This window comes from Priestia sp. TRM10, assembly GCF_057808375.1.
The window spans coordinates 907,423-933,046 of sequence record NZ_JBJZOT010000013.1 but is presented as its reverse complement, the minus strand read 5'-3'; the positions used below and the strand labels follow the sequence as shown (position 1 = coordinate 933,046).

At 37.5% G+C, this 25,624-nt stretch carries 21 protein-coding genes; 3 read left to right on the top strand and 18 right to left on the bottom strand.

Annotated features, from left to right (window positions below):
* Nucleotides 1-117: 117 nt before the first annotated feature.
* The 5 genes from gudD to ACK3CR_RS15855 all read right to left on the bottom strand — a co-directional run bounded on the left by gudD (nt 118) and on the right by ACK3CR_RS15855 (nt 7,539).
* Nucleotides 118-1,488 carry a glucarate dehydratase gene (gene gudD / locus ACK3CR_RS15875; protein ID WP_243511140.1) on the bottom strand — a complete coding sequence of 457 codons (1,371 nt, stop codon included), beginning with the start codon at nt 1,486-1,488 and terminating at the stop codon, nt 118-120.
* A 33-nt stretch (nt 1,489-1,521) separates the two neighbouring features.
* The gene (locus ACK3CR_RS15870; RefSeq protein ID WP_243511151.1) at nt 1,522-2,907 is read right to left on the bottom strand and encodes an MFS transporter; all 1,386 of its coding nucleotides are present in this window, start codon (nt 2,905-2,907) and stop codon (nt 1,522-1,524) included.
* Between the two features lie 144 nt (nt 2,908-3,051).
* Entirely contained in the window at nt 3,052-4,518 is a 1,467-nt protein-coding gene (gene gucD, locus ACK3CR_RS15865) for an alpha-ketoglutaric semialdehyde dehydrogenase GucD (RefSeq protein ID WP_243511180.1), read from the bottom strand.
* 40 nt (nt 4,519-4,558) lie between these two features.
* Nucleotides 4,559-5,491 carry a 5-dehydro-4-deoxyglucarate dehydratase gene (kdgD, locus tag ACK3CR_RS15860; RefSeq protein ID WP_328124799.1) on the bottom strand — a complete coding sequence of 311 codons (933 nt, stop codon included), beginning with the start codon at nt 5,489-5,491 and terminating at the stop codon, nt 4,559-4,561.
* A 146-nt stretch (nt 5,492-5,637) separates the two neighbouring features.
* On the bottom strand, nt 5,638-7,539 hold the full coding sequence (locus ACK3CR_RS15855; RefSeq protein ID WP_410914679.1) for a sigma 54-interacting transcriptional regulator: 1,902 nt from the start codon (nt 7,537-7,539) through the stop codon (nt 5,638-5,640).
* Between the two features lie 226 nt (nt 7,540-7,765).
* On the opposite strand from ACK3CR_RS15855, the gene garD reads away from it, so the two are divergent.
* The 3 genes from garD (at nt 7,766) to ACK3CR_RS15840 (ending at nt 11,099) form a co-directional block, all read left to right on the top strand.
* Nucleotides 7,766-9,301, top strand: a complete 1,536-nt coding sequence (gene garD / locus ACK3CR_RS15850; protein ID WP_430238931.1) for a galactarate dehydratase — start codon at nt 7,766-7,768, stop codon at nt 9,299-9,301.
* Between the two features lie 149 nt (nt 9,302-9,450).
* Nucleotides 9,451-9,879: a MarR family winged helix-turn-helix transcriptional regulator gene (locus tag ACK3CR_RS15845; RefSeq protein ID WP_243511206.1), complete on the top strand. Its 429-nt coding sequence runs from the start codon at nt 9,451-9,453 to the stop codon at nt 9,877-9,879.
* Between the two features lie 29 nt (nt 9,880-9,908).
* Nucleotides 9,909-11,099 carry an MFS transporter gene (locus ACK3CR_RS15840; protein WP_488975732.1) on the top strand — a complete coding sequence of 397 codons (1,191 nt, stop codon included), beginning with the start codon at nt 9,909-9,911 and terminating at the stop codon, nt 11,097-11,099.
* Between the two features lie 42 nt (nt 11,100-11,141).
* Here the strand turns inward: ACK3CR_RS15840 and ACK3CR_RS15835 are convergent, their stop codons facing one another.
* The 13 genes from ACK3CR_RS15835 to fba all read right to left on the bottom strand — a co-directional run bounded on the left by ACK3CR_RS15835 (nt 11,142) and on the right by fba (nt 25,372).
* Nucleotides 11,142-11,684: a histidine phosphatase family protein gene (locus ACK3CR_RS15835; protein WP_328124804.1), complete on the bottom strand. Its 543-nt coding sequence runs from the start codon at nt 11,682-11,684 to the stop codon at nt 11,142-11,144.
* On the bottom strand, nt 11,656-11,802 hold the full coding sequence (locus tag ACK3CR_RS15830; protein ID WP_328124806.1) for a hypothetical protein: 147 nt from the start codon (nt 11,800-11,802) through the stop codon (nt 11,656-11,658). Before ACK3CR_RS15830 ends, ACK3CR_RS15835 begins: the two co-directional genes overlap by 29 nt.
* Nucleotides 11,803-11,903: 101 nt before the next feature.
* Nucleotides 11,904-12,818, bottom strand: a complete 915-nt coding sequence (locus ACK3CR_RS15825) for an SDR family oxidoreductase (protein ID WP_488975731.1) — start codon at nt 12,816-12,818, stop codon at nt 11,904-11,906.
* A gap of 394 nt (nt 12,819-13,212) precedes the next feature.
* Nucleotides 13,213-13,764 carry a peptidoglycan-binding domain-containing protein gene (locus ACK3CR_RS15820; RefSeq protein WP_488975730.1) on the bottom strand — a complete coding sequence of 184 codons (552 nt, stop codon included), beginning with the start codon at nt 13,762-13,764 and terminating at the stop codon, nt 13,213-13,215.
* 107 nt (nt 13,765-13,871) lie between these two features.
* Nucleotides 13,872-14,888 carry a LacI family DNA-binding transcriptional regulator gene (locus ACK3CR_RS15815; RefSeq protein WP_061805114.1) on the bottom strand — a complete coding sequence of 339 codons (1,017 nt, stop codon included), beginning with the start codon at nt 14,886-14,888 and terminating at the stop codon, nt 13,872-13,874.
* Nucleotides 14,889-15,506: 618 nt separating this feature from the next.
* Nucleotides 15,507-16,544: a bifunctional inositol 2-dehydrogenase/D-chiro-inositol 1-dehydrogenase gene (iolG, locus tag ACK3CR_RS15810; protein ID WP_328124810.1), complete on the bottom strand. Its 1,038-nt coding sequence runs from the start codon at nt 16,542-16,544 to the stop codon at nt 15,507-15,509.
* 35 nt (nt 16,545-16,579) lie between these two features.
* A complete protein-coding gene (locus tag ACK3CR_RS15805) occupies nt 16,580-17,767 on the bottom strand; it encodes an MFS transporter (RefSeq protein WP_488975729.1) in 1,188 nt (395 codons plus the stop codon).
* A 114-nt stretch (nt 17,768-17,881) separates the two neighbouring features.
* On the bottom strand, nt 17,882-19,339 hold the full coding sequence (locus ACK3CR_RS15800) for a CoA-acylating methylmalonate-semialdehyde dehydrogenase (RefSeq protein WP_488975728.1): 1,458 nt from the start codon (nt 19,337-19,339) through the stop codon (nt 17,882-17,884).
* Nucleotides 19,340-19,379: 40 nt separating this feature from the next.
* Entirely contained in the window at nt 19,380-20,387 is a 1,008-nt protein-coding gene (gene iolC / locus ACK3CR_RS15795; protein ID WP_243511272.1) for a 5-dehydro-2-deoxygluconokinase, read from the bottom strand.
* A gap of 12 nt (nt 20,388-20,399) precedes the next feature.
* Nucleotides 20,400-21,218 carry a 5-deoxy-glucuronate isomerase gene (gene iolB, locus ACK3CR_RS15790; protein WP_243511275.1) on the bottom strand — a complete coding sequence of 273 codons (819 nt, stop codon included), beginning with the start codon at nt 21,216-21,218 and terminating at the stop codon, nt 20,400-20,402.
* Nucleotides 21,219-21,257: 39 nt separating this feature from the next.
* Nucleotides 21,258-23,192, bottom strand: coding sequence for a 3D-(3,5/4)-trihydroxycyclohexane-1,2-dione acylhydrolase (decyclizing) (iolD, locus tag ACK3CR_RS15785; RefSeq protein WP_488975727.1), 1,935 nt, complete (start codon nt 23,190-23,192; stop codon nt 21,258-21,260).
* Nucleotides 23,193-23,686: 494 nt separating this feature from the next.
* A complete protein-coding gene (locus ACK3CR_RS15780) occupies nt 23,687-24,448 on the bottom strand; it encodes a DeoR/GlpR family DNA-binding transcription regulator (protein ID WP_243511294.1) in 762 nt (253 codons plus the stop codon).
* Between the two features lie 54 nt (nt 24,449-24,502).
* Nucleotides 24,503-25,372, bottom strand: coding sequence for a class II fructose-1,6-bisphosphate aldolase (fba, locus tag ACK3CR_RS15775; RefSeq protein WP_243511297.1), 870 nt, complete (start codon nt 25,370-25,372; stop codon nt 24,503-24,505).
* Nucleotides 25,373-25,624 lie beyond the last annotated feature (252 nt).

Genomic DNA, 25,624 nt, shown 5'->3' with positions numbered 1-25,624 from the left:
TTACCAATCTATCATCCAAAATTATGCTTGCTTTTCTTTGTATTCGTATTATAAGGAAAAAGCTCGAACAATATGAGAACTGTTCGAGCTTTCAAGAACATTTGTGTTACCTTTTGGTTATCGAACTAAACAAGGACGCTTGTTATCAAATTTCCAATCCTGAATTAAATATTGCATTGCCTTTGCATCGTCTCTTGCTCCAAGACCCATCTTTTCATACAACTCATGAGCTTTTTCAATTTCTTCCATATCAATTTCTATCCCAAGACCAGGGCGATTTGGTACTTCTACAACCCCTCCTTTAATTTGGAACGGCTCTTTTGTTAATCGTTGACCATCTTGCCAAATCCAATGTGTATCAATTGCCGTAATATTCCCAGGTGCTGCGGCTGCCACGTGAGTAAACATCGCTAGTGAGATATCAAAATGGTTGTTTGAATGAGAACCCCATGTTAATCCCCACTCGTGACACATTTGAGCCACTCGAACAGAACCTTGCATTGTCCAGAAATGTGGATCTGCTAGTGGGATGTCAACAGATTGGAGCATAATAGCATGACCCATTTGGCGCCAATCTGTTGCAATCATATTTGTCGCTGTTTGCAAACCTGTAGCTCTTCTGAATTCCGCCATTACTTCACGTGCTGAATATACACCTTCTGCTCCACATGGATCTTCAGCATATGCTAAAACGTCATGTTTATTTTTACAAAGGGAAATAGCTTCTTCAAGTGACCATGCTCCATTTGGATCAAGAGTAATTCTTGCATTCGGAAAACGTTTGGAGAGTGCTGTAACAGCTTCAATTTCTTCTTCCCCGGCTAGCACGCCACCTTTTAACTTAAAATCGTTAAACCCGTATTGTTCGTATGATGCCTCAGCAAGACGGACTATCGCTTCTGGTGTTAACGCTTCTTCATGACGAAGTCTAAACCAGTCATTTTTTTGATCTTCTTCACTTCTGTATGCTAAATCTGTCTTTTTACGGTCTCCTACATAAAATAAGTAACCTAACATCTCCACAGACTCTCTCTGCTGACCTTCTCCCAGAAGAGCAGCAACAGGAACACCTAAAAACTTCCCAACAAGATCTAAAAGGGCTGCTTCTAATGCAGTAACAGCATGAATTGTAACGCGAAGATCGAACGTTTGAAATCCGCGCCCAGCCGCATCCCTGTTTGCAAATTTCTCTCGTACGTTATTCAAAATAGCGTTGTACCGCCCAATTCTCTCCCCAATAACAAGTGACTTAGCATCTTCAAGGGTCTTTCTAATTTTTTCTCCTCCTGGTACTTCGCCAACGCCCGTATTTCCTGCACTATCCTTTAGAATAACGATGTTTCGTGTAAAAAAAGGACTATGTGCTCCACTTAAATTTAATAGCATACTGTCATGACCTGCAACAGGGATCACTTCCATACTTGTAATATGTGCTGTTTTCTCTTTTTCTCCTTGGATCCCACTGTTTTGAATTGCGTAATTTGTCATATCCATTCACTCCCCTTTGTTTTTTGAACACGCTTACATCTTAAGATTGCTTTCAGGTTTCATTCCTGCACCTTTTAACTCCACTCGTTTAATTTCACCAACAAGAAGCAAGTAGCATAGAATAGCCACAATCGCGTTTGCTCCGACAAAAACGAGTGCTCCATTGAAAGAGCCTGTCGCGTTTACAATATATCCGATGATGATAGGTGTTGTAATAGAAGCAATGTTTCCAAATGTATTAAAAAGTCCGCCGCTTAATCCTGCAATTTCTTTTGGCGACGTATCTGAAACAACAGCCCAGCCCAATGCACCAAATCCTTTTCCAAAAAACGCAAGTGACATAATCACAACAACAAGCCACTCTGCATCAACATAGTTACAAGCAATCATACTGCAGGAAAGCAGCATTCCAATTACAATTGGCGTTTTACGTGCAAAGGTTAAAGAACGCCCTTTTTTTAAGAAGAAATCAGACACAATTCCTCCTAGCACCCCACCGACAAATCCGCAAATTGCAGGAAGAGAAGAAATAAATCCGGCTTCTAGAATAGACATGCCGCGCGCTTGAACTAAATAGACAGGAAACCATGTTAAGAAAAAGTAGGTTAGTGTTGTAATGCAGTACTGCCCAAGATAAACTCCAACAAGCATCCGATTTGTTAGTAGCTGCTTCACTTGAGACCACTGTGGCCCTTTTTTTGTTTCTTTCTCTTTTCCTGTTTTTGCTTCTTTTCCTTCATCCATATCAACTAAGCCGCCGCCTTCTTCTATGTAGGCTATTTCTTCCTTAGTTATACGAGGATGTTTTTTCGGACTATGAATAACTTTTAACCATACGCCCGCTAGAATCATTCCAAGAACACCCATTACAATGAAAACCATGTGCCAGTCAAATCTATGTACAATCCATGCCATTAGCGGTGAAAACAATACTAATGCGAAGTACTGAGCGGAATTAAAGATTGCGGAAGCTGTTCCTCTTTCAGATTTTGGAAACCACGAGGCAACAATCCGACTGTTCCCTGGAAATGAAGGAGCTTCAGCAAGTCCTACAATAAAACGCAGGCTGAATAACATAATTATAGCGACTCCTGCAGTAAAAAAGCCAATAAATCCTTGGAAAAAAGTGAAAAGAGACCAAAAGAAGACGCTTGCGGCAATAACTATCTTCGATCCAAACTTATCTAAAAGCCATCCACCAGGAAGCTGTCCAATAACATATGCCCAGCCAAATGCTGAAAAGACGTAGCCCATTGATACAGCACTTAATCCAAGATCTTTTTGTACAGAGTCACCAACAATTGAAAGCGTTGCACGGTCAGCATAGTTAATTGTCGTTAAAACAAAAAGCATAAAGACAACAAACCAGCGAACCCGACTTCTTCTTGTAGTTTCGATGCTTAATTTTGCTTGACCCATTGTTATCCTCCCCTTGCACTATGATCTAGCGCTTTCCCCATGTTCCCCCTTGATGCTTATCCTTATTGTAAAGCGCTTCCTCTTTATACAGATGGAAGAAATCACCCCCGTTTTTCTTCCATCTATATATTGAGGCGAAACTATTTATCCTTTAACAAAAACCGTCTTAATAGCTGTGAAAAATTCTTTCGCCGCTTCTCCTTGTTCACGAGAATGTGAGCTTGATTGTTTCATACCTCCAAACGGGGCTTGAAGCTCCACTCCCGCACTTTCTGAATTGATTCGTACAAGCCCTGCATCCATTTCGTTAATGAACGACAGCATAGAGCTAATGTTTGTTGTGAAAATAGAGGCACTTAAACCATATTCCACATCGTTTGCGATATGAAGAGCTTCTTCAACACTTTCCACTTTAAGAAGTGCAATAACTGGACCAAAGATTTCTTCTTGAGCAATCGTCATCTTGGAATTTACGTTTTCAAAGATAGTAGGTTGAACATAATAACCATCTTTAAGCTCGCCTTCTGTTAATCTTTCTCCACCATATAAAAGTGTTGCTCCTTCTTCTTTTCCTTTCTTAATATAGGAAAGAACCGTATTGAGCTGACCTTCATTTGCGCATGGGCCCATCCATGTGCTGCTGTCTTCTCCATTACCTACCGTAAGTTCTTTTGTTTTGGCTAATAGCTTTTCTTTAAACTCTTCATAAACGTCGCTTTGGACAATAACACGACTTGTTGCTGTACACTTTTGACCTGTTGAGCGAAATGCCCCACTAATTGTTCCATCAACAGCTAAATCTAAATCTGCATCATTTGTTACAATAACCGGGTTCTTTCCACCCATTTCAAGCTGGTACTTCGCTCCACGAGCAAGTGCTTGCTGACCGATTCTCTTTCCAACTCCGTCTGATCCTGTGAAAGTTACCGCTTGAATTCCTGGATGAGTCGCAATACCTTGTCCAATAACAGAGCCAGAGCCTGTTACCATGTTAATGACTCCCTCTGGAATATTAGCTTCTTGAAAACATTGAACAATTTTAGCACACGTTATCGCCGTTTCGGTTGCTGGCTTAATTACAACCGTATTTCCGTAGATAAGCGCAGGTGCCATCTTCCAAATTGGGATAGCAACAGGAAAGTTCCAAGGGGTGATCACACCAACAACGCCAAGTGGTGCACGGGTTGTAAACATAAGTGCATCACTATCAGTTGAAGGAATCACATCACCTACTTTACGCATACCTTCACCAGCGTAGTAGCGTAATATAGCAATTCCTCTCATTGTTTCACCTTTTGTTTCCCCAAGCGTTTTTCCCATTTCACGCATTGCACAATGAGCGATTTCATCTATTTTCTTTTCCATAATATCAGCAACAGCGTACAAATATTGTCCTCGCTCAGCTCCTGATAGCTTCTTCCACTTTTCTTGTGCTGTTGCAGCTGCTTGCACTGCTTCATTTAAATCTTCTTCCGTTGATTTTTGAACATATCCAACAATGTCTGTTGTATTTGCTGGATTGGTAATTTTAATCACTTCACTTGAAGATGAGAAAACTTCTTTTCCATTAATAAAGTTTGGGTACTGCTTTTCCTCTGTACGAATGCTCATAGTTCTCCTCCTTGATTAAGCGTTTACAATATGTTCAGAATTAAGAAAGAACGCTTTTTTGTGATTTTGGATATTTTTGAAATGTTTTTTCAATTACTTTTTCAAGATCACGATAGTCTTCTTTATCAACAGGTACAACAGGTGGGCGCACTGTATTTTTTACAGGTAATCCAATGATCTCCATTCCTGCCTTAATAAGTGATACAGCATAACCTTGTTTTCGATGACGAATCGAATTAATAGGTAGAATGACGTTTTGATACAGCTCTGTTACAAGCTCTTGATTTTGAGCTAAGATTGCATCATAAAACATTCTCGAAACATGTGGAATGTAGTTTGAAATTGCTGAAGAATACGAATCAAAGCCAATTGGAGCATATGCAGGCATTGTCACTTCCGCCATCGGCATTCCGTTCAGCCATCCCAATCTTTTTCCAACTGTTTGTGTTAACTGAATATTGAGCTCCATATTTCCATGGCCATCTTTTAAACCAACAAGCTGTGGAAGATCAAGTAATTTTTGAAGCGTTGGAAGCTGCAGGATTGCATTGTCTCTTTGATACACAATTGCATTTAAGCTTGTAGAGTCAATAATTGTTCTGAGATATTCATAAAGTCCTTCCTGTTCTCCTTTAATCAAGTAAGGAGGAAGAATTAAATAACCGTCTGCCCCTTTATTTTCTGAAATTTTCGCCCACTCAAGTGCCGTCGATAAATTCCCTCCTACTCCTGTATAAACAGGTACTTTACCATTTACAACACTTTGAGCCACCTCGACCATTTTCTCATACTCACTTGTATTTAAAGTGTGGAATTCTCCAGATCCACAGGCGATAAAAATAGCCTCTAATCCCTCATCTAATAAAAATTGAATGTTAGCTTCTAATCCTTTTTCGTCTATTTTTCCTTGCTCATTAAATGGAGCAACAGGAAAACCTAGAATCCCCGTTGGTGCTTTTCTTGTAATCGTCATAATCCCTTCCCCTTTCCAAACATTCTGATAATTTACAATTTTATTGTAAGACAAATTAAATTGTTTTGTCAACGGTTACAAAAAATTATTCTTTTCTTTTTTTATAAACTCATCTATCAGACTAACAAAAGAGCGTATTCTTCTTTTTAATAAGACTTCTCTACTTTAATACGATATTTTCGTAACTTTCGATAAAGGGTACTGCGATTAATGCCTAGAAGACGTGCTGCTTTCGAGATATTGCCACAACATTCCGTTATTACTTCTCTAATCTTTTCCTTTTCGTTTTCTTGTAATGACTGCTGCTCTTCCTGCTCCTTAGCCATTGAGTTTACTTCGAAGTAGTGTGAAATATCTTCTCGCTTCACTCTATCTTTTTCTTCTACAACAACAAGTTTCTCTATAAAATGCTTTAATTCCCTTACATTTCCTAACCATTGTTGCTTCGCCAACATCTTATATGCATCATCACTTAAGGAGAATGTTCTTTTATACTTCTCGTTATAATGCTGAAGAAAGAGCCGAGCAAGATAAGGAATATCGCTTTTTCTATTACGCAGAGGTGGAATTGTAATGGATAAAACGTGCAATCGATAAAACAAGTCTTCTCTAAACGTTCCTTTTTGTACACTTTCAACTAAGTTTTGATTTGTAGCAGCAATTACTCTAACATCTGTTGAGATGTACTGATGACCTCCTACACGCATAAATTGTTTCTCCTGAAGCACCCTTAACAACCTACTTTGGGCAGACGCATCCATTTCACCTAACTCATCAAGAAATATTGTTCCTCTATGAGCTAGTTCAAACAGCCCTTTCTTTCCTTTGCGCCTTGCTCCTGTAAACGCTCCCTCTTCATATCCGAAAAGCTCACTTTCAAGAAGAGAAGAAGGAAGAGCAGCACAGTTTATAGCAACAAACGGACCATTTCTTCGCTCACTTTCACTATGAATGCTTTGAGCTAGAAGTTCTTTCCCTGTTCCAGATTCTCCGGAAATAAGAACAGTGGCTTCTGTTTTAGCCATTCTATGTCCTGTCCTTTTTACATCATCTAACTCTTCTGAAATACCGAACATATCTTGAAAAGTATAAGAAGCTGTGAAGTTTTTATTTCCTACGTCTTTTCTAATTTTCTCCTCCATTTTTTGAATGTGTGTAATATCTTGAAAAGCTACCATTCCTCCTACCATCTTTTCATCTACAATAATAGGGATTTTATGAAATAGAAACGTTTTTGTTCCATATATGTTCGTTTCGCCTAGCTCATTTTTCTCCTTCAAATCGTGAAAAGAGTAGAATGGAAAAAGAGTAGAAAGAGATTTTCCAATGATGTTTTTAGCTTCTATTTCTAAAAGCTTTTCAGCTGCTTCGTTAAATACGTTAATCAAGCCTTTATCGTCTACCCCAATTACTCCTTGGGTTGAGTAATCTATCAACGCTTTGAACATCTCCGTTCTCTTCTTCTCTATTTTCCGACCCTTTACAATTCGTTTAGCTTCCAAAAGAGCATTCTTAATGGCAAAGTCTCCCGAATGAATCACACAAACTTGAAATCCTTTTTTACGTGCATAAACAGCAGTGCTCATTCCCCCTACAATAATGTCTGCGTCTTTAAATAAAAGATCATCAACTTTTGTGAAAATATCCTCCTTTTTCTCTAGTTTATAAAGGGAAAGCGACACATTTAAAATAGAGGATAAGCCTTCTACTTCTTCTTTCATATTTTCAAAAGCGAAAAGCGCTATTTTAGGTGAAACAAGACCTGTTTTTTTCTTACTTTCATGAAAACACTTTGCTAAATCTTGCCCAGTAATTCGAATGTCAACAAGCGGAATAGTTAAGTTTTCTTTTCTCAAAAGAGAAGCTGTTCCACCTCTTGAAATAATGACATCTACATGATCATTTTGTAAGCTACGAGCTAGTTTAACTGCTCTCCCAAGCCTTGATAAGTAGATTTCTACTTCGTTTTCTAAAGACAACCTTTTTATCATGTTTTGTCCCATTTTATAAAGAGCTTTATCTGGTGCAATAAAGATTATTTTGCCCATTATTTTCTCCCCTTTTCTCCAAGATGGCTATTCTATCTTTTTCGCCTTTTCTTCTCTTTCTCCTTTCCCATCTCTCGCAAAATACAACAAATGTCGCCAACATATGCTGCAAAATGATACACCTACACTTATTCATTTCCTACAATCCTCGAAGAAAGTCCCTCATTTTACTTGGCACGTTTATTGCATATTACAATAATAGCTTTTATAAAAAGGAGATGGAAAAATGTCAATAAGTAAAAAGCAAAATAGTACCCCTCTTTATATTAAAGTACATGAAAATGATAATGTTGCCATTGTTGTAAATGAAGGTGGTCTTTCAAAAGACACTATGTTCCCCTGTGGTTTAAAACTCATTGATGATGTTCCACAAGGTCATAAAGTTTCGCTTACCTCCTTATCTATTGGAGAACCTATTATACGATATGGAGAAATTATTGGATATACTCGCGAAATGTTACAAAAAGGAAGCCTTATTAAAGAAAGTGATGTCTCGCTCCCTGTTCCTCCAACATTAGCAGAGCTTATTCAGGACAGCCCTAAAACAGAAGAAATGGAGCCACTTAGCGGATATACATTCCTTGGCTATGAAAACGATGACGGCAGCGTAGGAACAAAAAATGTTCTCGGAATTACAACAAGTGTCCAATGTGTTGTCGGTGTTCTAGATTATGCCGTAGAACGTGTAAAGAAAGAACTTCTCCCCCATTATCCAAACGTTGACGACGTTGTAGCTTTAAACCATAACTATGGCTGTGGAGTTGCTATTGATGCAGATGATGCTGCCATTCCTATTCGTACTGTCCAAAATTTAATGAAGCATCCCAACTTTGGGGGAGAAGTGATGGTTGTAGGACTTGGATGTGAAAAGCTAACAACAAGTCGGCTTTTATCAAGCGACGATAAACGAGACGTTGTTCTCCTGCAAGAAGAGCAAGGATTTAACGGTATGCTTGAAACGATTATGAAAATGGCTGAAGAAAAATTAAAACGGTTAAATAAACGAGAACGCACATTATGCTCTCTATCCAACTTAGTTGTTGGATTACAATGTGGAGGAAGCGATGCTTTCTCTGGAGTAACGGCTAATCCTGCTGTTGGATATGCAGCAGATCTTCTCGTCCGTGCTGGGGCAACTGTCTTCTTTTCTGAAGTAACAGAAGTTCGTGATGCTGTTCATTTGTTAACACCACGAGCAGCAAACGAAGACGTCCAAAGAAAGTTAGTAAAGGAAATGGAATGGTATGATCGCTACTTAGAGCGAGGAAAAGCTGATAGAAGTGCAAACCCTTCACCAGGAAATAAAAAAGGTGGTTTAACAAATGTTGTGGAAAAGGCACTTGGTTCTATCGTTAAATCTGGAAGAAGTCCAATTGTAGACGTTCTAGCACCTGGAGAAAAAGCGACTAAAAAAGGTCTCCACTATGCCGCAACACCTGCAAGTGATTTTGTTTGTGGGACGTTGCAACTTGCCTCGGGAATGAATTTGCACGTTTTTACAACAGGACGCGGTACTCCTTATGGTTTAGCAATGGCTCCTGTTATAAAAGTTTCTACACGAAATGCTTTGAAAGAGCAGTGGCATGATTTAATTGATATTAATGCAGGAGAAATTGCAACTGGAAATGCGACAATCGAAGATATTGGCACAGAGCTTTTTCATTATATGATTGATGTTGCAAGCGGTAAAAAGAAAACATGGGCAGACTACTGGAAGCTTCATAATGACCTTTGCTTATTCAATCCTGCTCCACTCACTTAAAAAAACCGTCCTTTTGAAAGGACGGTTTTTCTACATCCTAAAAACGTTCCTTCTAAAAATATAGTTTGTATACAAACTATATTTACACAAACAATATTAAGATGTATAATAGGAAACATGTGATTTTGCTCAGGGGGTTATATGAGAAGATGCTAAAGGATGATATTGGATTTTGCACGAGCACAACAAGTAAATTGCTACGAAGTACTGTGACACATTCACTGAAGCCGTTCAATATTACAGCTGAACAGTGGACCGTTTTAAAACAGCTTTCTTTTGTGGAGCATTTGCCACAAAAAGCATTAGCAGAAAAAGCTGACAAAGATCAAGCAACTTTAACGAAAATTTTAGACTTACTTGAGAAACGTGACCTTTTAAAACGTTTACCAAATCCTGATGACCGGCGCTCTTACCTTATTGAAATTACAAGTGAGGGACGCGTTCTCACGGAGAAGGTTCTTCCACATGTTGAAAATCTGTACACAACAATATTTGAGGGGATTTCAGAAGAAAAGCTACGTTCTTTTGTGAGTGTTCTCGAAGACATTCAGTTTAATGTGAAGAATAAGCTAAATTAATTTTTTTTAAAAAGAAAGAAGGTAATATTTTGGAACACGAAAAAACAAAACTATGGACGGGACAGTATGTGATGATTATCACGATTACATTTTTGTTCTTCCTAAGTCTTCAATCCCTTTTAGGAGGGTTCCCTGTTTTTGTAGGTGATCTTAGTAACAATGCTACAACAGGGGGATTAATGACAACAGTCTTCATGGTTGCTGCTATCTTATCTCGACCATTTATCGGGATGTTTCTTGAAAGACTAAATATGAAAAAAACAATGCTTATCACTCTTGTCTTTCTTATTGCAGCTGTTGCATTAAGCTTTAACAATGAATCTGTCCCATTTTTAATTGTTTTACGTATTATTCAAGGAGTTGGGTTTGGCATCATTACAACTCTTTTAGCAACATTTGCTACTAATTTAATTCCACCAAATCGTATTGGAGAAGGAATTGGGTACTTTGGGCTTTCTACAAGTATTGGGACCTCTGTTGGTCCAATGATTGCTTTATCACTTATTCATGCATACAGTTTTAATGTTCTTCTTACTTTTTCTATCATTTTAACAGTGTTGACATTTGTTGGTGGAATTTTACTTCGTTATAAATACACGCCACCAAAAGCTTCACATACAAAATCACTTCTTGATCATGCTTTTGCACGAGAGGCACTTCTACCGTGTTTTCTTGTCATGATTTTTTATATTACGTTTTCCGGTATTGTGAACTATTTAGACGGTCTTGGAGCTGATACAGGTCTTGGAGGAAAAACTTCTTTCTTCTTTCTTATCGTTGGAGCAATGCTTGTTTTAACAAGACCATTTTCAGGTAAAATTTATGATCAATTTGGACATAAGTTTTTAATTTATCCTGCGTGCATCACAGGTATTATTGGTCTTCTTTTACTTTCACATACATCACACTTTAGTATGCTTGTTATTTCAGGTATTTTTTATGGAATTGCATACGGAATTATGCAGCCAACATTTCAAGCTTGGGCTGTTAGCCGCGTTACTCCAGATAAAAAAGGAACAGCAAATGCAATGGTTCTAAGCTTTATGGATTTAGGAGTTGCCGTTGGTGCCGTTATTTTAGGGCAAGCGGTTGGTGCATTAGGATACAGTGCCATGTACGCTTGGTCTTCAATCCTTATCGTTGCAATGGTTCTTATTTATTTTGCACTCACAACGTTTAAAAAATCTAACAAAAATACGGTTCATACAGAAGCTTCATAATAAAAAGGCGCTAATTCTCATTAGCGCCTTTTTACTATAGTTTTACTCTTCTTTTTCATATAAATAAACCCTAGCATTATGAGCTCGTGTAAACTTTTCGCCTTTAAAACCTCTTTTTAACAGTTCTTTTCGTAAGTAAACCATCAGAGCCCCGTGACTTACAACTAATATATTTTCCCTTTTCTCAGCCAAAATTTCGTTTACCACTGTAGTCACTCTTTTCTTCACTTCTGCCTTTTTCTCAGTCTGAGAAGAATGATTACAAAGCCAAGCAAGACGCATAATTATAGCATGAATTTTCACCGAAAGCTTAATGCCTGTTTTTAAAAAAGGAGACATCGGAATTTCACGGAGCTCAGGTCGCACGAAAAGCTCACCATTATAAATAGATTTTGCTGTTGTAAGCGCACGAGGCAAATCACTTACAAAACAACATGTCCATTCAATCCCTAAAAGGTCAATATCCTTTTTTTCTATGTCTGCTTCATCATATCCTTTTAACCACTGTTGTAGTTCAATTCTTTCTACTCTTTTTGTAGGATACGGATGATTTACTTTAAAATGTCGCACTAATCCAATCTTCATACTTTTCCCACTTTCCATATTTTTCTTTATTATAAAGCAAAATAGAAAAAATGAGCGAGTAGAAAGATTTATTCTTATTATTCATTAAGTTATCTATGTCTAAAAAAATAGCAGCCATAAAGACTGCCTCGTTTAATATTAATAAGTTTCAAGTAAACCTTGTTATGTTTGCGCGTTTTATTAAAGAATTAGGTATTATGAAAATTTCACTCATCGAAATCAAGATGACGTCCATTCTCCTCCATTCACATGAAAGGTTTGACCAGTTACAAACCGTGAATCATCTGAAGCAAGATAAACATACGTTGGGGCAAGCTCAAATGGTTGACCTTGACGCTGCATTGAATTTTCAACAAGTGAAACCTGATCTGCCGAAAAACTTGCAGGTATGAGAGGTGTCCACACTCTTCCTGGAGCAACCGCGTTGACCCTAATTCCTTTATCTACAAGATTGTTAGCCAATGCACGAGTAAATCCAACATTAGCTGCTTTAGTCGCTGTATAATCAATCAATTGTTTGTTTCCTATATATGCGACAACAGAAGCTGTATTTATAATCGAACTACCCTTATCCAAATATGGAAGTGCTGCTCTTGTTGTATAAAAATGTGAGTAGATATTCACCTTAAAAGTATCATCAAATTGTTCATCCGTAATATCTAGTAAATCTAATTGCTGAAACTGGATACCAACATGGTTACAAAGTACATCGATCCTTCCATATTCTTCAATTGTTTCTTTCACGATATTAACGCACTGCTGTTTCTCTCTTAAGTCTCCTGGTAATAACAAACAACGCCTTCCAAGCTCTTCGATTCTGCTCTTTGTTCTGTTCGCATCCTCATGTTCGTCTAAATATGAAAGAGCTACATTAGCTCCTTCTTTAGCAAAAGCGATAGCAACCGCTGCCCCAATTCCACTGTCCCCTCCTGTAATCAAGGCAACCTTTTTTCTTAATTTTCCGCTTCCTTTATAATTTGGATTTTCAATGATTGGACGTGGAACCATCAGCTTTTCTACACCAGGTTGGCGAAGTTGACGTTGTTCTGGTACTGTAATTGGAATCTCTTCATAGCGTGTTATTTTCCCATAATTAGGGTGCATTGGATAACCTTCTTGTTCATCATGTGACATAAGCAATCCTCCTAATCAACAATCTTGTGGTTACTTTATGTTACAGAAGCCCAGATAGTGCAAGATTCTTATTTTTAAAATATGTAAGCTTAGTACGGGCTCAATGCTGGAAAAATTGAATATGGTAAAGGGAAGTAATGCTTTAAGGAGGTTCTGTATGCTATATTATGAATACAATCCCGAAGTAAAATTATTGTTAGTTAACCATTCAGATGAGAGAGTTCAACTGTTATATAATACAAATCCATATACTTGGTCAATGCCCAAAATAGGACCTAGACCTCCCTATTATTGTAATCCAAGGTATGAGCAATATTATCCTACTATTTAGTAAGTTCATTACATCAAAATCATTGAAAAAGCACCGTAGAAAACAATCCTACAGTGCTTTTTCCTATTGTTCTTCTATAACTCTTCCGTCACTATACACATAGTAGAAACCTACTGTTCCTGTGCCACCTTCATCAATAAACTCCTGACTTGCTACGTGAACACGATAATATGTTTGTCCATTTTGATCCCCTTTCGGTTTCCAATCTGAGCTAAAAACAAATCCTTCTCCAAATTCCGCTTTTGCATATGATATTGCTTGTTCTTTTGTGAAAGAGTAATCGATCGTTGCTTCATCTTGAGCAAGCATGTTCCATGTTTCTTCACCAACAATGCCATTAACCTTTAGACCGTGGCTCGCTTGAAACACTTCAACAGCTTGTTTTGTTCCGGCTTCAAACTCCCCGCTTACAACTGTTGGATATCCTACACGTGTTAATGTTTCTTGAAGTGTTTGAACCTCTTTTGAATGTGAAAGAATACCTTCATAAAGGACAGTGTTTGTAGTATTTTCTGTTGATGCTTTTATATTTGTAGTATGAGCTTCTGCGCTCGTTGCAAACGGAGCTGCAAATAGAGCTATTGCAGGTACAACGGCTAACCATTTCTTTTTCATTGTGAAACGTCTCCTTTATTTTCCGTCTTATATGTTACGTTACCTAATCGAAAGGATTTTAAACCTATTTAAAAAAAGAGAATCCTTAAAAATTAGGATTCTCTTCCTTATCTTATACTCATTCGTTTAGCCGTAAATCCACAGGACTCTCTTACAATAAGCTCATCTGTTAATACAAATTTTTTTCTCTTTAAAGGCTCGCCTTTCATTTGATGAACAAGAAGCTCCATTGCTTTTTTACCAATCTCATATTTTGGCTGATCAATCGTTGTAATGTGAGGTTCAATAATGGAGGACATTTGAAGATTATCAAAACCTACGATAGCTATGTCTTGAGGAACAGATAATCCGCTGTCTTTTGCCGCTTTGATAGCACCAATAGCCATTTCATCATTAAATACAAACACAGCTGTTGGAGGATCTGCAAGGGACAGGAGGCGGATCATTTGATGGTATCCCGACTCAAGATTTGATTCTCCTTCTTGAATATAAGAAGAGTGAATTTCTAAATCGTGACTTATCATAGCTTGTTTATAACCTTTTAAACGGTCACGACTCAAAATAACGTTCATTGCTCCTGCAATATGAGCAATTTTCGTATGTCCTAACTGAATTAAATGCTCCGTGACTTTTCGTGCCCCACCAATGTTATCAATAGACACTGTTGATACATCTAATCCATCAATATACTCACAGGCAAGAACAATAGGAAATTGTTTTGAAAGCTCTTCAATTTTCTCTTCTTCCATTCGAGCCGTTAATAAAATCATTCCATCGGCTTGTCTTTGGAACATAAGATCCACAAGTTCTCTTTCTTGTTCAACATCGTTTTCTGTATCTCCTAAAAGAACCCTGTACCCATGCTCTGCAGCTGTATGCTGAATCCCTTTTAAAACTTGGGAGAAAAAGGGTTGTGTAATATCTGGTACAACAACAAGAATTGTTTTTGTTTCTTTTGTTCTAAACTGTCTTGCAATCATATTTGGCTTATAGTTTAGCTCGTGGATTGCCTTTTGAACTTTCTCTCTTGTTTCATCACTCACTAAATGTGGGTGTCTTAAAACGCGGGAAACAGTCGCAGGCGCTACTTTAGCTAGCTTGGCCACATCACTCATTTTCGTCATACGTTCACTCACCTTTGTATTTGTAGCACATAGTTTTTTATAATGTTCACGTTCACTTTCAGCTATTCTATTTTAGCACGTTCATCAAGGACAAAAAACAAGGAAAGCTTTCTTTTCCCCAAAGATGCATGACGGATTAATGGCTTTTGGCTCTATATCCCTCTTCTTATTTTCAACAGAGAAAGCTATTTTGATATAAAAATTGGTGTGAAACATTATTCAAAAAAACGTTTCACACCAGTTGCTTTTAAAGATTAACTTTTTGAACTAAACGCTAGCTTTCCTGAAGCTCTTTCAAGCATATAGCGACTAGATCCATCTGCTCGATCTTCTTCAATATGGCTACTGTTGTGATTCCGTCAAACTCCATTTCACGAACCTTTGAGAAAAGAATGTTCTCATAGATCTCTTCTTTGCCAATTTTCATACGCTGACGAAAGTATTAGCAACAGAATATGTGTAAGCTTTCATTTTATAGTAGAAATATCTAATAAGATCTTTACAAGGATCATTTTAAGTTACCATATCATTTTTACACTATTAAACATAGCCTCGTTATTTTAGCTTTCTTCAAAACAGGTTGATGATACGCATACAAATCTAGCACATATTATATGCTTATGCTTCTCCTACGATGCTTAAATTACCCTTATAAAATTCAGGAATATCACCTGTTGCAATTGAAACAATTTCTCCTGAATTTCTTGCTTCAACACAAGCATCTGATACAACTGCGACAACATAACCATCCCATGCTGTTGGACCACTTACAATGCCTTTTTTCGTAGAATTAATCCAATCTTGAAGCTCTATGTCATAAGACTCAATGAAGCGATCTTTCCAGTCTACTAAGATTTCCGTTGAAAGCTTAGCTTCGCTTCGCATAATGACGCTAGAAGGCTCGGGTAAATTAGCTGTACCTGTTTCTCCCACAACTTGGCACTGAATATCGTAACCAAATTGGCAATTTACAAATACTTCAACATCAATTCGAATCCCTTTTTTCGTTTCTAATAGAACCATAATAGGATCTTTTAATCCGTTTTTAGCAAGAGACGAAGTTCTTGGGGTAACAATTTGCACAGAAGCGTAGTCGTCATTTAGCAACCAGCGTAGAACATCGATTTCATGAACAAGCGTATCTGTAATCGCCATGTCACCGATGTATGTATCAGGAACCGTTGGATTGCGGTGTGCGCAGTGAACCATTAGCGGTTCTCCAATTTTTTGATAATCAAGTACATTTTTTAGCGCCTGATACCCTTTGTCATAGCGACGCATATACCCAACTTGAACAAGTGGTTTTCCATAAGCCATTTCTGCATCTACAATCTTTTTGCATCCGTCTGCTGTTGTGGCAAGAGGTTTTTCACAGAAAACCGGCTTTCCTGCCTTAATCGCAGCAAGCACGAACTCTTCATGTGTTGGTCCCCATGATGTTACAATGATAGCGTCAACATCTTCTGATTGAATAAGCGCATGACCGTTCTCGTATACTTTAGCATTTAACTTTTCTACTTCTACAATTTGTTTCGCTTGTTCTTGATTTACATCTGTTACAGCAACAATTTCTCCCCCTGATAAAACATTCGTAATTCTGCGAATATGATCTTGTCCAATTGCTCCTGTACCAATTACACCAATTTTCAACGTCATATTTTTTCCTCCTTTAAGATAAAGCGCCCTTTGCTTTATTTAGCTCTAGAAACTTCATACGAAGATGTTTTCTTTCTCCATAAAACAACAGCTAATGTAGCCACTATCCCTAAACTTCCTGCAAAGTAAAACCCTGCTTCAATTCCTAGATATGAATTTAACAAGCCTGCAAAAAATGGACCGGCAAAGATCCCTATTGCATATAGAGCTTGATACGCTCCCATTGCTGTTGCTTTTTTCTGTTCTGGAATAGACTTAACACTCATTCCAAGCATAAGTGGAAAAATGATTCCTAATGAAAAGCCGTTAACACTTTGAATAATACACAACAAAAGCTTCGTATCAGTGAACGGAATAAAACATGTAAAGCATCCAGCGGTAAGGAAAGCTAGCTTTAAAACTGTCCATTCTCTAAACTTTGAAAGAAATACCTTTTCAATAACAAGCGGCGCAATAGCATGTGGAATCATAAAAGAAAAAACAATAAAAGTGAGTTCGTTTTCTGTTAGACCTATATTCAGCGCATAGTTTGGAGTAAAACCAAACATAGTTGAAAAGATAATGCTATGTGCCAAAATTGATAAAAATGATATTTTCAACAAAGTAGGATTTCGCATAACTGAAAGAAGTTCTTTCATTTTAATTGGTTCTCTTTCACTGCCCTGTTTATCTTCAAAAAGCATGAAAGACAATAGAAGTCCAATCAAACTTGAAACACTTCCAATCCAAAATGGTCCATGCCAGCCTAAATGACTTACAATATAGCCACTCAGCATCATTCCTAACAGCTGTGCTAGCACAACGATAAAGGAAATACTGTTCATTGCTCTATTTGATTTTTCTCCTTTAAAGTAGCTCCCGTAGAGAATTGTAAATGTCACCCACGTTGCAGCACCGAATCCAGCTAAACAGCGTGAAATGAAAACGAAAGTTAAGCTATCTGTAAAAGTGAACAAAAGGCAGCTTGTTGAACTTGCCAACATTCCCAAAATAATAAATGGTTTTCTTACACGCGTAAGATCTGAAAAAATTCCAAGCGGAAGCCGGAAAAACAGCTGCATCAGACCATAACTACTTAAAACAAGCCCAATAAAAGCGTAGTTGCCACCTAATGAACTCATATAAGGTGAAAATGTAGGAACATAGATAAACTGTGAAAACCAAAAAAGAAAAGATACAACAGAAAAAATGCCGATATCTCTGACACTATGAAAAGCCTTCAATCAATCACTTCCAATTATCTATTCACAGGTTTTATAAAGGTAAATTATATTTGTAATCGATTTCATTTTAATTTTTATTAAACCAGGAAAGGTTTCCCCTTCCTGGCTTTTATTTTAGTAGCGAGCTGTAACCATTTTCTTTCTTGTATAGAACTCGACGCCATCTGTACCATTTGCATGTAGATCACCATAGAAAGAGTCTTTCCAGCCAGAGAATGGGAAGAATGCCATTGGAGCTGGAACTCCTACATTAATACCTAACATGCCTGATTCAATCGTTTCGCGGAATGTACGAACGCTTGATGCACTGTCTGTGTATAGGCAAGCACCGTTTGCAAAGCGAGAGTTGTTTGCAATTTTAATTCCTTCTTCAAGCGTTTTAACACGAATGATAGAAAGTACAGGAGCAAAAATTTCATCCTGCCAAATTTTCATTTCTTGTGTTACGTTATCAAAGATTGTAGGTCCAACAAAATATCCGTTGCCTTCTACAGCTTCATCATTACGACCATCACGAACAAGTTTCGCACCTTCTTCAACGCCGTTTTGGATGTAGCCAAGCGTACGCTCTTTATGGTTTTCACGGATTACTGGTCCTAGGAATACATTTTCATCTAGTCCATTTCCAATAACCATGTTATTAGATTCTTCTACAAGTTTAGCGATAAGCTCGTCTGCTACGTCTTCTTGAACCGTTACAACAGATGCAGCCATACAACGCTCGCCAGCAGAACCAAAAGCAGCACCAATGATTTGTTTTGTTGCACCATCAAGATCTGCGTCATTTAACACGATAGAGTGGTTTTTCGCACCAGCTAGTGCTTGAACGCGTTTTAAGTTTTCAGTTCCTTTTTTGTATACATATTCAGCAACTGGCTGAGAACCTACGAATGAAATAGCTTTTACATCTTTATGCTCAAGAAGTCCGTTTACAACATCATGTGCACCGTTTACGATATTTAAAACGCCTTTTGGAAGACCAGCTTCTTCAAATAGCTCTACAAGACGAGCTGCTAAAAGCGGTGTTCTTTCAGATGGTTTTAACACGAATGTATTTCCGCAAGCAATGGCAAGTGGGAACATCCAGCATGGTACCATCATTGGGAAGTTAAACGGTGTAATTCCGCCAATAACTCCGATTGGATAACGATACATACCAGATTCAATATTTGTTGCGATATCTGGAAGTTGTTTTCCCATCATAAGTGTTGGAGCGCCTGCAGCAAACTCTACGCATTCGATTCCGCGCTGTACTTCACCACGAGCTTCGTTAAAGCTTTTTCCGTTTTCAATTGTAACAAGCTTTGCAAGCTCATCCCAGTTATCAACAAGAAGCTGCTGATATTTAAATAGAATACGAGCGCGTTTTGGAACCGCTGTTTTTGACCATGTTTTGAAAGCTTCGTTTGCTACTTGAACCGCTTGATCAACGTCTGATTTTGTAGAAAGAGGTACTTCTGCGATTACTTCGCCTGTTGCTGGATTGTAAACAGATTCTGTAAGTGTTGTAGATGATGCTACCCATTGTCCACCAATATAGTTTTGAACTTCTTTTACTGTTGTTTGTGCCATGAATATTCTCTCCTTTTGGTTGTTTTATACTTCGTGATTTTTATGCTTTTTGCAATACTTCTTCAGCCGTCTCCATAAATCCTTTAATTTCTTCTACGGTTGGCATTGCATCTGAACTACTGTGCTTAGAAATTACAATAGATGCGGAAGCTCCTCCAAAGCGCATCGCTTCTGCAACAGAGTAATCATGCATGAGTCCATAAATGAAAGCTGAAGCATATGAGTCACCAGCACCGAATGTTTTCAGCACTTTTGTTTTAAAGATGCCGCCGCGGTGAGATTTCCCGTCATTTGTATACGCAATAGATCCATCTCCACCATGTTTAATTACGACAATTTTGGCATTGTGGGAGAACCAACGCTCTGCTGTTACTTGATCATTTGACTCTTCTAGATTTAACAGTTTTTCCATCATGTCAAATTCTTCTCGTGTTCCAATAATTACATCTGATTTTTCCGCAGCTAAGTTGTAGTAAACAGCTGTTTCGGCTTCAGATGTCCATGTATATGGACGATAGTCAATATCAAAGAAAACTGGAACATTATTTTTTTGTGCATATTCAAGTGCCATAAACACTGCTTCACGCGAAGGACTTTTAGCAAGTGCTGTTCCAGAGATTAGAAGAGATTTTGATTGTTTAATATACTCTTCAGATACTTCTGTTGGTTCTAATTTTAAATCTGCTACATTGTCTCGATACATTAGGATACTGCACTCTTCAGGACTTTTGATTTCTGTAAAAGCAAGACCTGTTACAGCTCCCGTTTTATCTGTAATGACGCTATCTGTATTAATCTCGTGCTTTTCTAGGTAGCTTGTAATAAAGCGGCCCATTTGGTCATCGGCAATTTTACCAATAAAACCTGTTTTCATTCCTAAACGAGATAAGCCGATCGCGATATTTGCAGGAGAACCTCCAACATATTTTGTAAACGTCATTGTTTCTTCCATTGGACGATTGATTTCATTTGCATTCAAGTCGACACAAAGTCTGCCAATAGCCACTAAATCAAATTTCTTTTCAGAATCGAATGTTAAATAGCTCATGTTATCCTCCCTTTACTTTAGCGCTAGCTTATCTTCCATAATCCACTCATGGTCTTTGCTATTGTTAAATTTCCATGTGCGAACAGGTCCAGCCATAACGTTTAAATAATATACTTCATATCCTGGAGGAGCTGATACAGGATGATAGCCTTTTGGAACTAATACAGCATCTCCATCTTTAATAACCATTGTTTCATCAAGCGATTTGTCGTCTGTGTATACGCGCTGTACGGCAAATCCATGACCAGGATTCACGCGGTGGTAGTATGTTTCTTCCAAATATGACTCGTGCGGCAAGTTATTTTGATCATGCTTGTGAGGAGGATAGCTTGACCAGTTTCCTTCAGGTGTAAAAACTTCTACAACAAGAAGGCTATCAGCTGGCTTTTGTTCTGGAAGAATGTTTTGCACTTTTCTTGAAATATTGCCAGCTCCTCTATCTTCAACACCTACGTCCTCTGGGCCGATTAGACGAGCTTCGTATGTACCTTTACCAGGCGCTGCACATACGGCAATTTCTAAATCTGTTAGAGCCTCAACTTCGTACTCATCCTCATTTGGAATGTAAACAGAGTATGGAGGAATTTTTTCAAAAACACTCATTCTCTCTCCGATATTTTCAAATGTTTCTTTTTTAGTAGACACGTTCGCTTTACCTGTTAGTAACACAACGCATACTTCTTGATTTCCTGTTTCTTTTTTAAGTTTTTTTCCTTTTTCTAAAGCGAACACTTCAAATCCGATATATTCCCATCCTGCTGATTCTGGTGTAATACTTAATACTTTTCCTTCTTCATCAGGTGTTTGACTTGGTACAATTAAATCTGCCATACTTTGTCACGCTCCTAGTTAAGAATTTTAACGATATGCTTAATACTTTCTAGCCGTTTGTAATACGCTTTCTTTTCTTTCATAAGCATCTTGAATTGATTGCTTTTTAGACGTTTCTGCAACGCCAATGTTCCACCATGATTCAAAATCTCTTGTCATTGTTTTTGGCAATACTTTAATATCTAAAAGCGTTGAAACTTCCTGTTTTTTAGAATCTTCAAGCGCTTCTTTCAACTGTTCCATTGTTGTTACTTGATACGTTTTCACTCCGTATCCTTCAGCACTTTTTGCAAAATCAATTTTGATAAGATCGCCATCCATCTTGCCTGTTTCTTCATTGCGGTAGCGGAACTCTGTACCAAAGCTTCCCATTCCATTATTCATTTGTAAGTTATTAATGCATCCAAATGCCGCATTGTCGATAAGAACAATATTGATTTTTTTGCGTTCTTGAATACTTGTCACAAGTTCAGAGTGAAGCATAAGGTAACTTCCGTCTCCCGTCATTACATATACTTCTTTTTCAGGCTCAGCCAGCTTAACACCAAGCGCTCCTGAAACTTCATAACCCATACAAGAATAGCCATACTCCATGTGATACGTATTTGGTGTACGCGACTTCCACATTCTTTGTAAGTCACTTGGAAGACTTCCCGCAGCACCTACAACAATTGCATCATCTGCTACATGTTCATTTATAAATTCAAGCACTTCTGTTTGTGTAATCGTTGAGCCAAATTGCTCAGCAAACTCAGGTAATACGTGTGGAAGATGATCTCCTGCTTCCGGAATAAATTGATTTTCATCATATCGAATGCTGTATAAACGATCCACTTCTTTGTTCCATGCTTCTTTCGCTTTTTGAATTTCATCGCTATAGATTGACTTGTAGTTGATGTTTGAAAGTTCTTCTTCAAGTTTTTGTAGAGCTAACTTCGCATCACCTACAACTTTTGTTGCATCAAGTTTGTAAGCATGATATTCAGATGTATTAATAGATAAGAACTGAACATTTTCATTTTGGAAAAGCTGCTTAGACCCTGTTGTGAAATCTGAATAGCGAGTCCCAACACCAATCACAAGGTCAGCTTCTTTTGCCATTAAGTTAGAAGCGAGTGTTCCCGTAATTCCAACGCCTCCTAAGTTATGAGAGTGAGAGCTTTCAACGGCGCTTTTTCCAGCTTGTGTTTCTCCATAAGGGATATTAAATTTCTCTGAGAAGCTTTTAAGAGCTTCAGCAGCTTCTGAGTAACGTACCCCACCGCCACAAACGATGATCGGCTTTTTCTTTTCTTTAATAAGAGCCACCGCTTCTTTGATATCACTTTCTGTTGGAACACGGCGATCAATACGATGAACACGTTTCTTAAAGAAGTATTCTGGAAATTCATATGCTTCACCTTGCACATCTTGTGGAAGACAAACCGTAACAGCTCCAGTATTTGCAGGGTCTGTTAATACACGCATCGCGTTAATCATCGCTGTCATTAAATGTTCTGGACGAGTTACGCGGTCCCAATATTTACTTACTGCACGAAACGCGTCATTTGTTGTTACCGTTAAGTTATGATAGTGCTCAACTTGCTGCAGAACTGGATCTGGTTGACGTGTCGCAAATGTGTCTCCCGGAAGAAGCAAAAGCGGAATATTGTTTGCTGAAGCTGTTCCAGCTGCTGTTACCATATTCGCTGCTCCTGGCCCTACTGATGATGTACAAGCAATGATTTTTCTACGATGATTTTGCTTGGCATAAGCTGTTGCAGCAAGAGCCATTCCTTGTTCATTTCTCCCTTGATAAACTCTTAGATCGCCAGCATCTTCTTCAAGTGCTTGTCCTAGACCTAACACGTTTCCATGACCGAAGATTGTAAAAACTCCTTGTACAAACTTCTCTTCTTTACCATCGAACTCTACATATTGTTGATTCAAAAACTTTACTAATGCTTGAGCTGTTGTTAAACGTATTGTTTTCATAGCATTCCTACCTTATCTTTGTAGATTGCTGATCCCATTCTATACAAAATCTAATGGAATCGATTTCATTTAAAATTAAAAAATATAAATCTCTTTTCTTTTAATATACTATAAACCTTTACTATTAAGCTCTTTTTCATTTAAAAAGAAAACTAACAGATGAACTATTATCCTCTTTTTAAGAAATCGATTTCATTTAATGCTTCTTTTGTTCTCTATTCTACTCTTAACCTATCACTTTTCAGCATTTTTTGTTGAATGTTGTCGTATAAGTAACTTCACAACTTATAGAAAACTTGAAGGCTTCAGAGATAAAGTAGAAATTCTTTGAAATCGATTTCATTCACTTAATAATAAAACGCTTTCTTCTATGGTCTTAGTGTATAATATGAAAACGCTTTTGTAAACCTTTTTTTAAAAATTTTTAATATTAAAACATACTTTTTATGATCGAGCATCCATAAGAAATGGATGCCCTTTTTTCCTATCATTCTCTAATCATTTTGAGCAATTACAATATTTATGTTATTTCTTTCTGCGTAGTTTCCATAGCTTTCATTTGGTGAAGCATCTGTAATTAAATAATCTAGCTCCGCTAATTCACAATACGTAATAAGCGCATACTTATCAAACTTTGTCTGATCAATAAGTAAAAACACTTCAACACTTCTCCTTACAACAGCTTGTTTAATTTCACTTTCAACAGGAGAAGAGTTTGTAACCCCGTTGGAAATAGAAACACCTGTTGAAGCCATGAAAGCTTTGTTCACGTTATACGTTTTTAATAAGTCCATGTTCTTAAAACTTGAAAATGATTTTGTTTCACGTTCAAGTGCCCCACCCGTTGAAATGACTTTTAAATTTTCATAAGGAAGAGCATATACAATGAAATCCAGATTGTTTGTAATAACGGTTATACTTTTACTTTTCACAAACTCTAACATCTCAAGCGTTGTTGTACCTGAGTCGATGAAAATAACGTCTCCGTCCTCTACATAATTTGCCGCTTCTTTAGCAATTGTTTGCTTTGCAAGCTGGTTGCGAGTTTTTCGATCGTTAAATGATTCAAGCTGAGCATGATCAACCGCAACTCCACCATATACTTTTTTTACTACCCCTTGATCAACGAGCATTTGTACATCTCTTCGAATAGTATTTTTAGAAACGTCAAATACGGTTACAAGCTCATCTAAAGAGACGGACTGATGTTCAAGAACGTAGTCTTGAATTTGTTGAATTCGTTTAGCTTTTAACATTTCTATCTTCCTATTCTTTTATAATATTGAGTTCATAAACGTACACTTTCCCTTTTATGCTTTGCCGCTTGTTTTAAATTCTCTCATTTTTTCTTTTACTGTATTCATAACAGCTTCTTTTCCAGGAATTAAGAAATCATGTGGATTATACGTTTCTGTATTTTGTTCAAGAGCATTACGAACGGCTTTTGTCCATGACATGAGACATTCTGTATTTACATTGATTTTAGCATGGCCATAGTCAATAGCCTTTTGAATTTGATAATTTGGAATTCCAGAACCGCCATGTAATACGAGAGGAACGTTCGTTAAGTTTGAAATGATCTTCATTTCTTCAAACCCAAGCTTTGGCTCTCCTTTATATTGACCATGAACAGAGCCAAGCGCAGCAGCCAATGCATCTACTCCTGTCTCTTGTACAAGACACAAACATTCTTGAGGGTCTGCATACACTATATTACCAAAAAGTCCATCTTCCATACCACCAACAGTGCCCACTTCTGCTTCAACCGAAACCCCTCTTGCATGAGCATACTCGACTACTTTTTTAGTAACTGCAATATTTTCATCAATTGGAGAATGAGAACCATCAAACATAACAGAGCTAAATCCTGCATCAATAGCTTCTTTACACCGTTCAAAACTGCTTCCATGATCAAGATGTAAAACAACAGGAACAGTAATATTCATCTCTTCGACAAGGGCTCTCACCATTGCTGAGATTGTTTTAAATCCACCGAGATAATCTACAAGACGATCTGATGCAGCCGCAATAACAGGAGCTTGCTCTTCCTCTGCTGCCTGTAAAATAGCTTGGATCCATTGCAAACTATTAATGTTATATTGTCCAACTGCATATTTTTCTTCTTTTGCTTTTACTAGTATTTCTTTCATTGAAATTAGTTTTGTTTGCACTACCGTCATTATACAGCACCTCTTCTATTAAAGTATCAGATTTAAACCCATTTAAAAACAAATAATTTGTAAGCACTTTCATTGAAACTTTTAAAAATAAGAATTAATTTTTAAGATTATCACTTTATTATTAATTCTTGGTTATGTTTTGGTTATATCTATTCTTATCATAAGTATAAAAGCGTTATCAGTCAATATTTTTTTCCTTTCGAACAAAGAACTATCTTCTTTTGGTTAAGTTTATAGGAAGAAAATAAACAA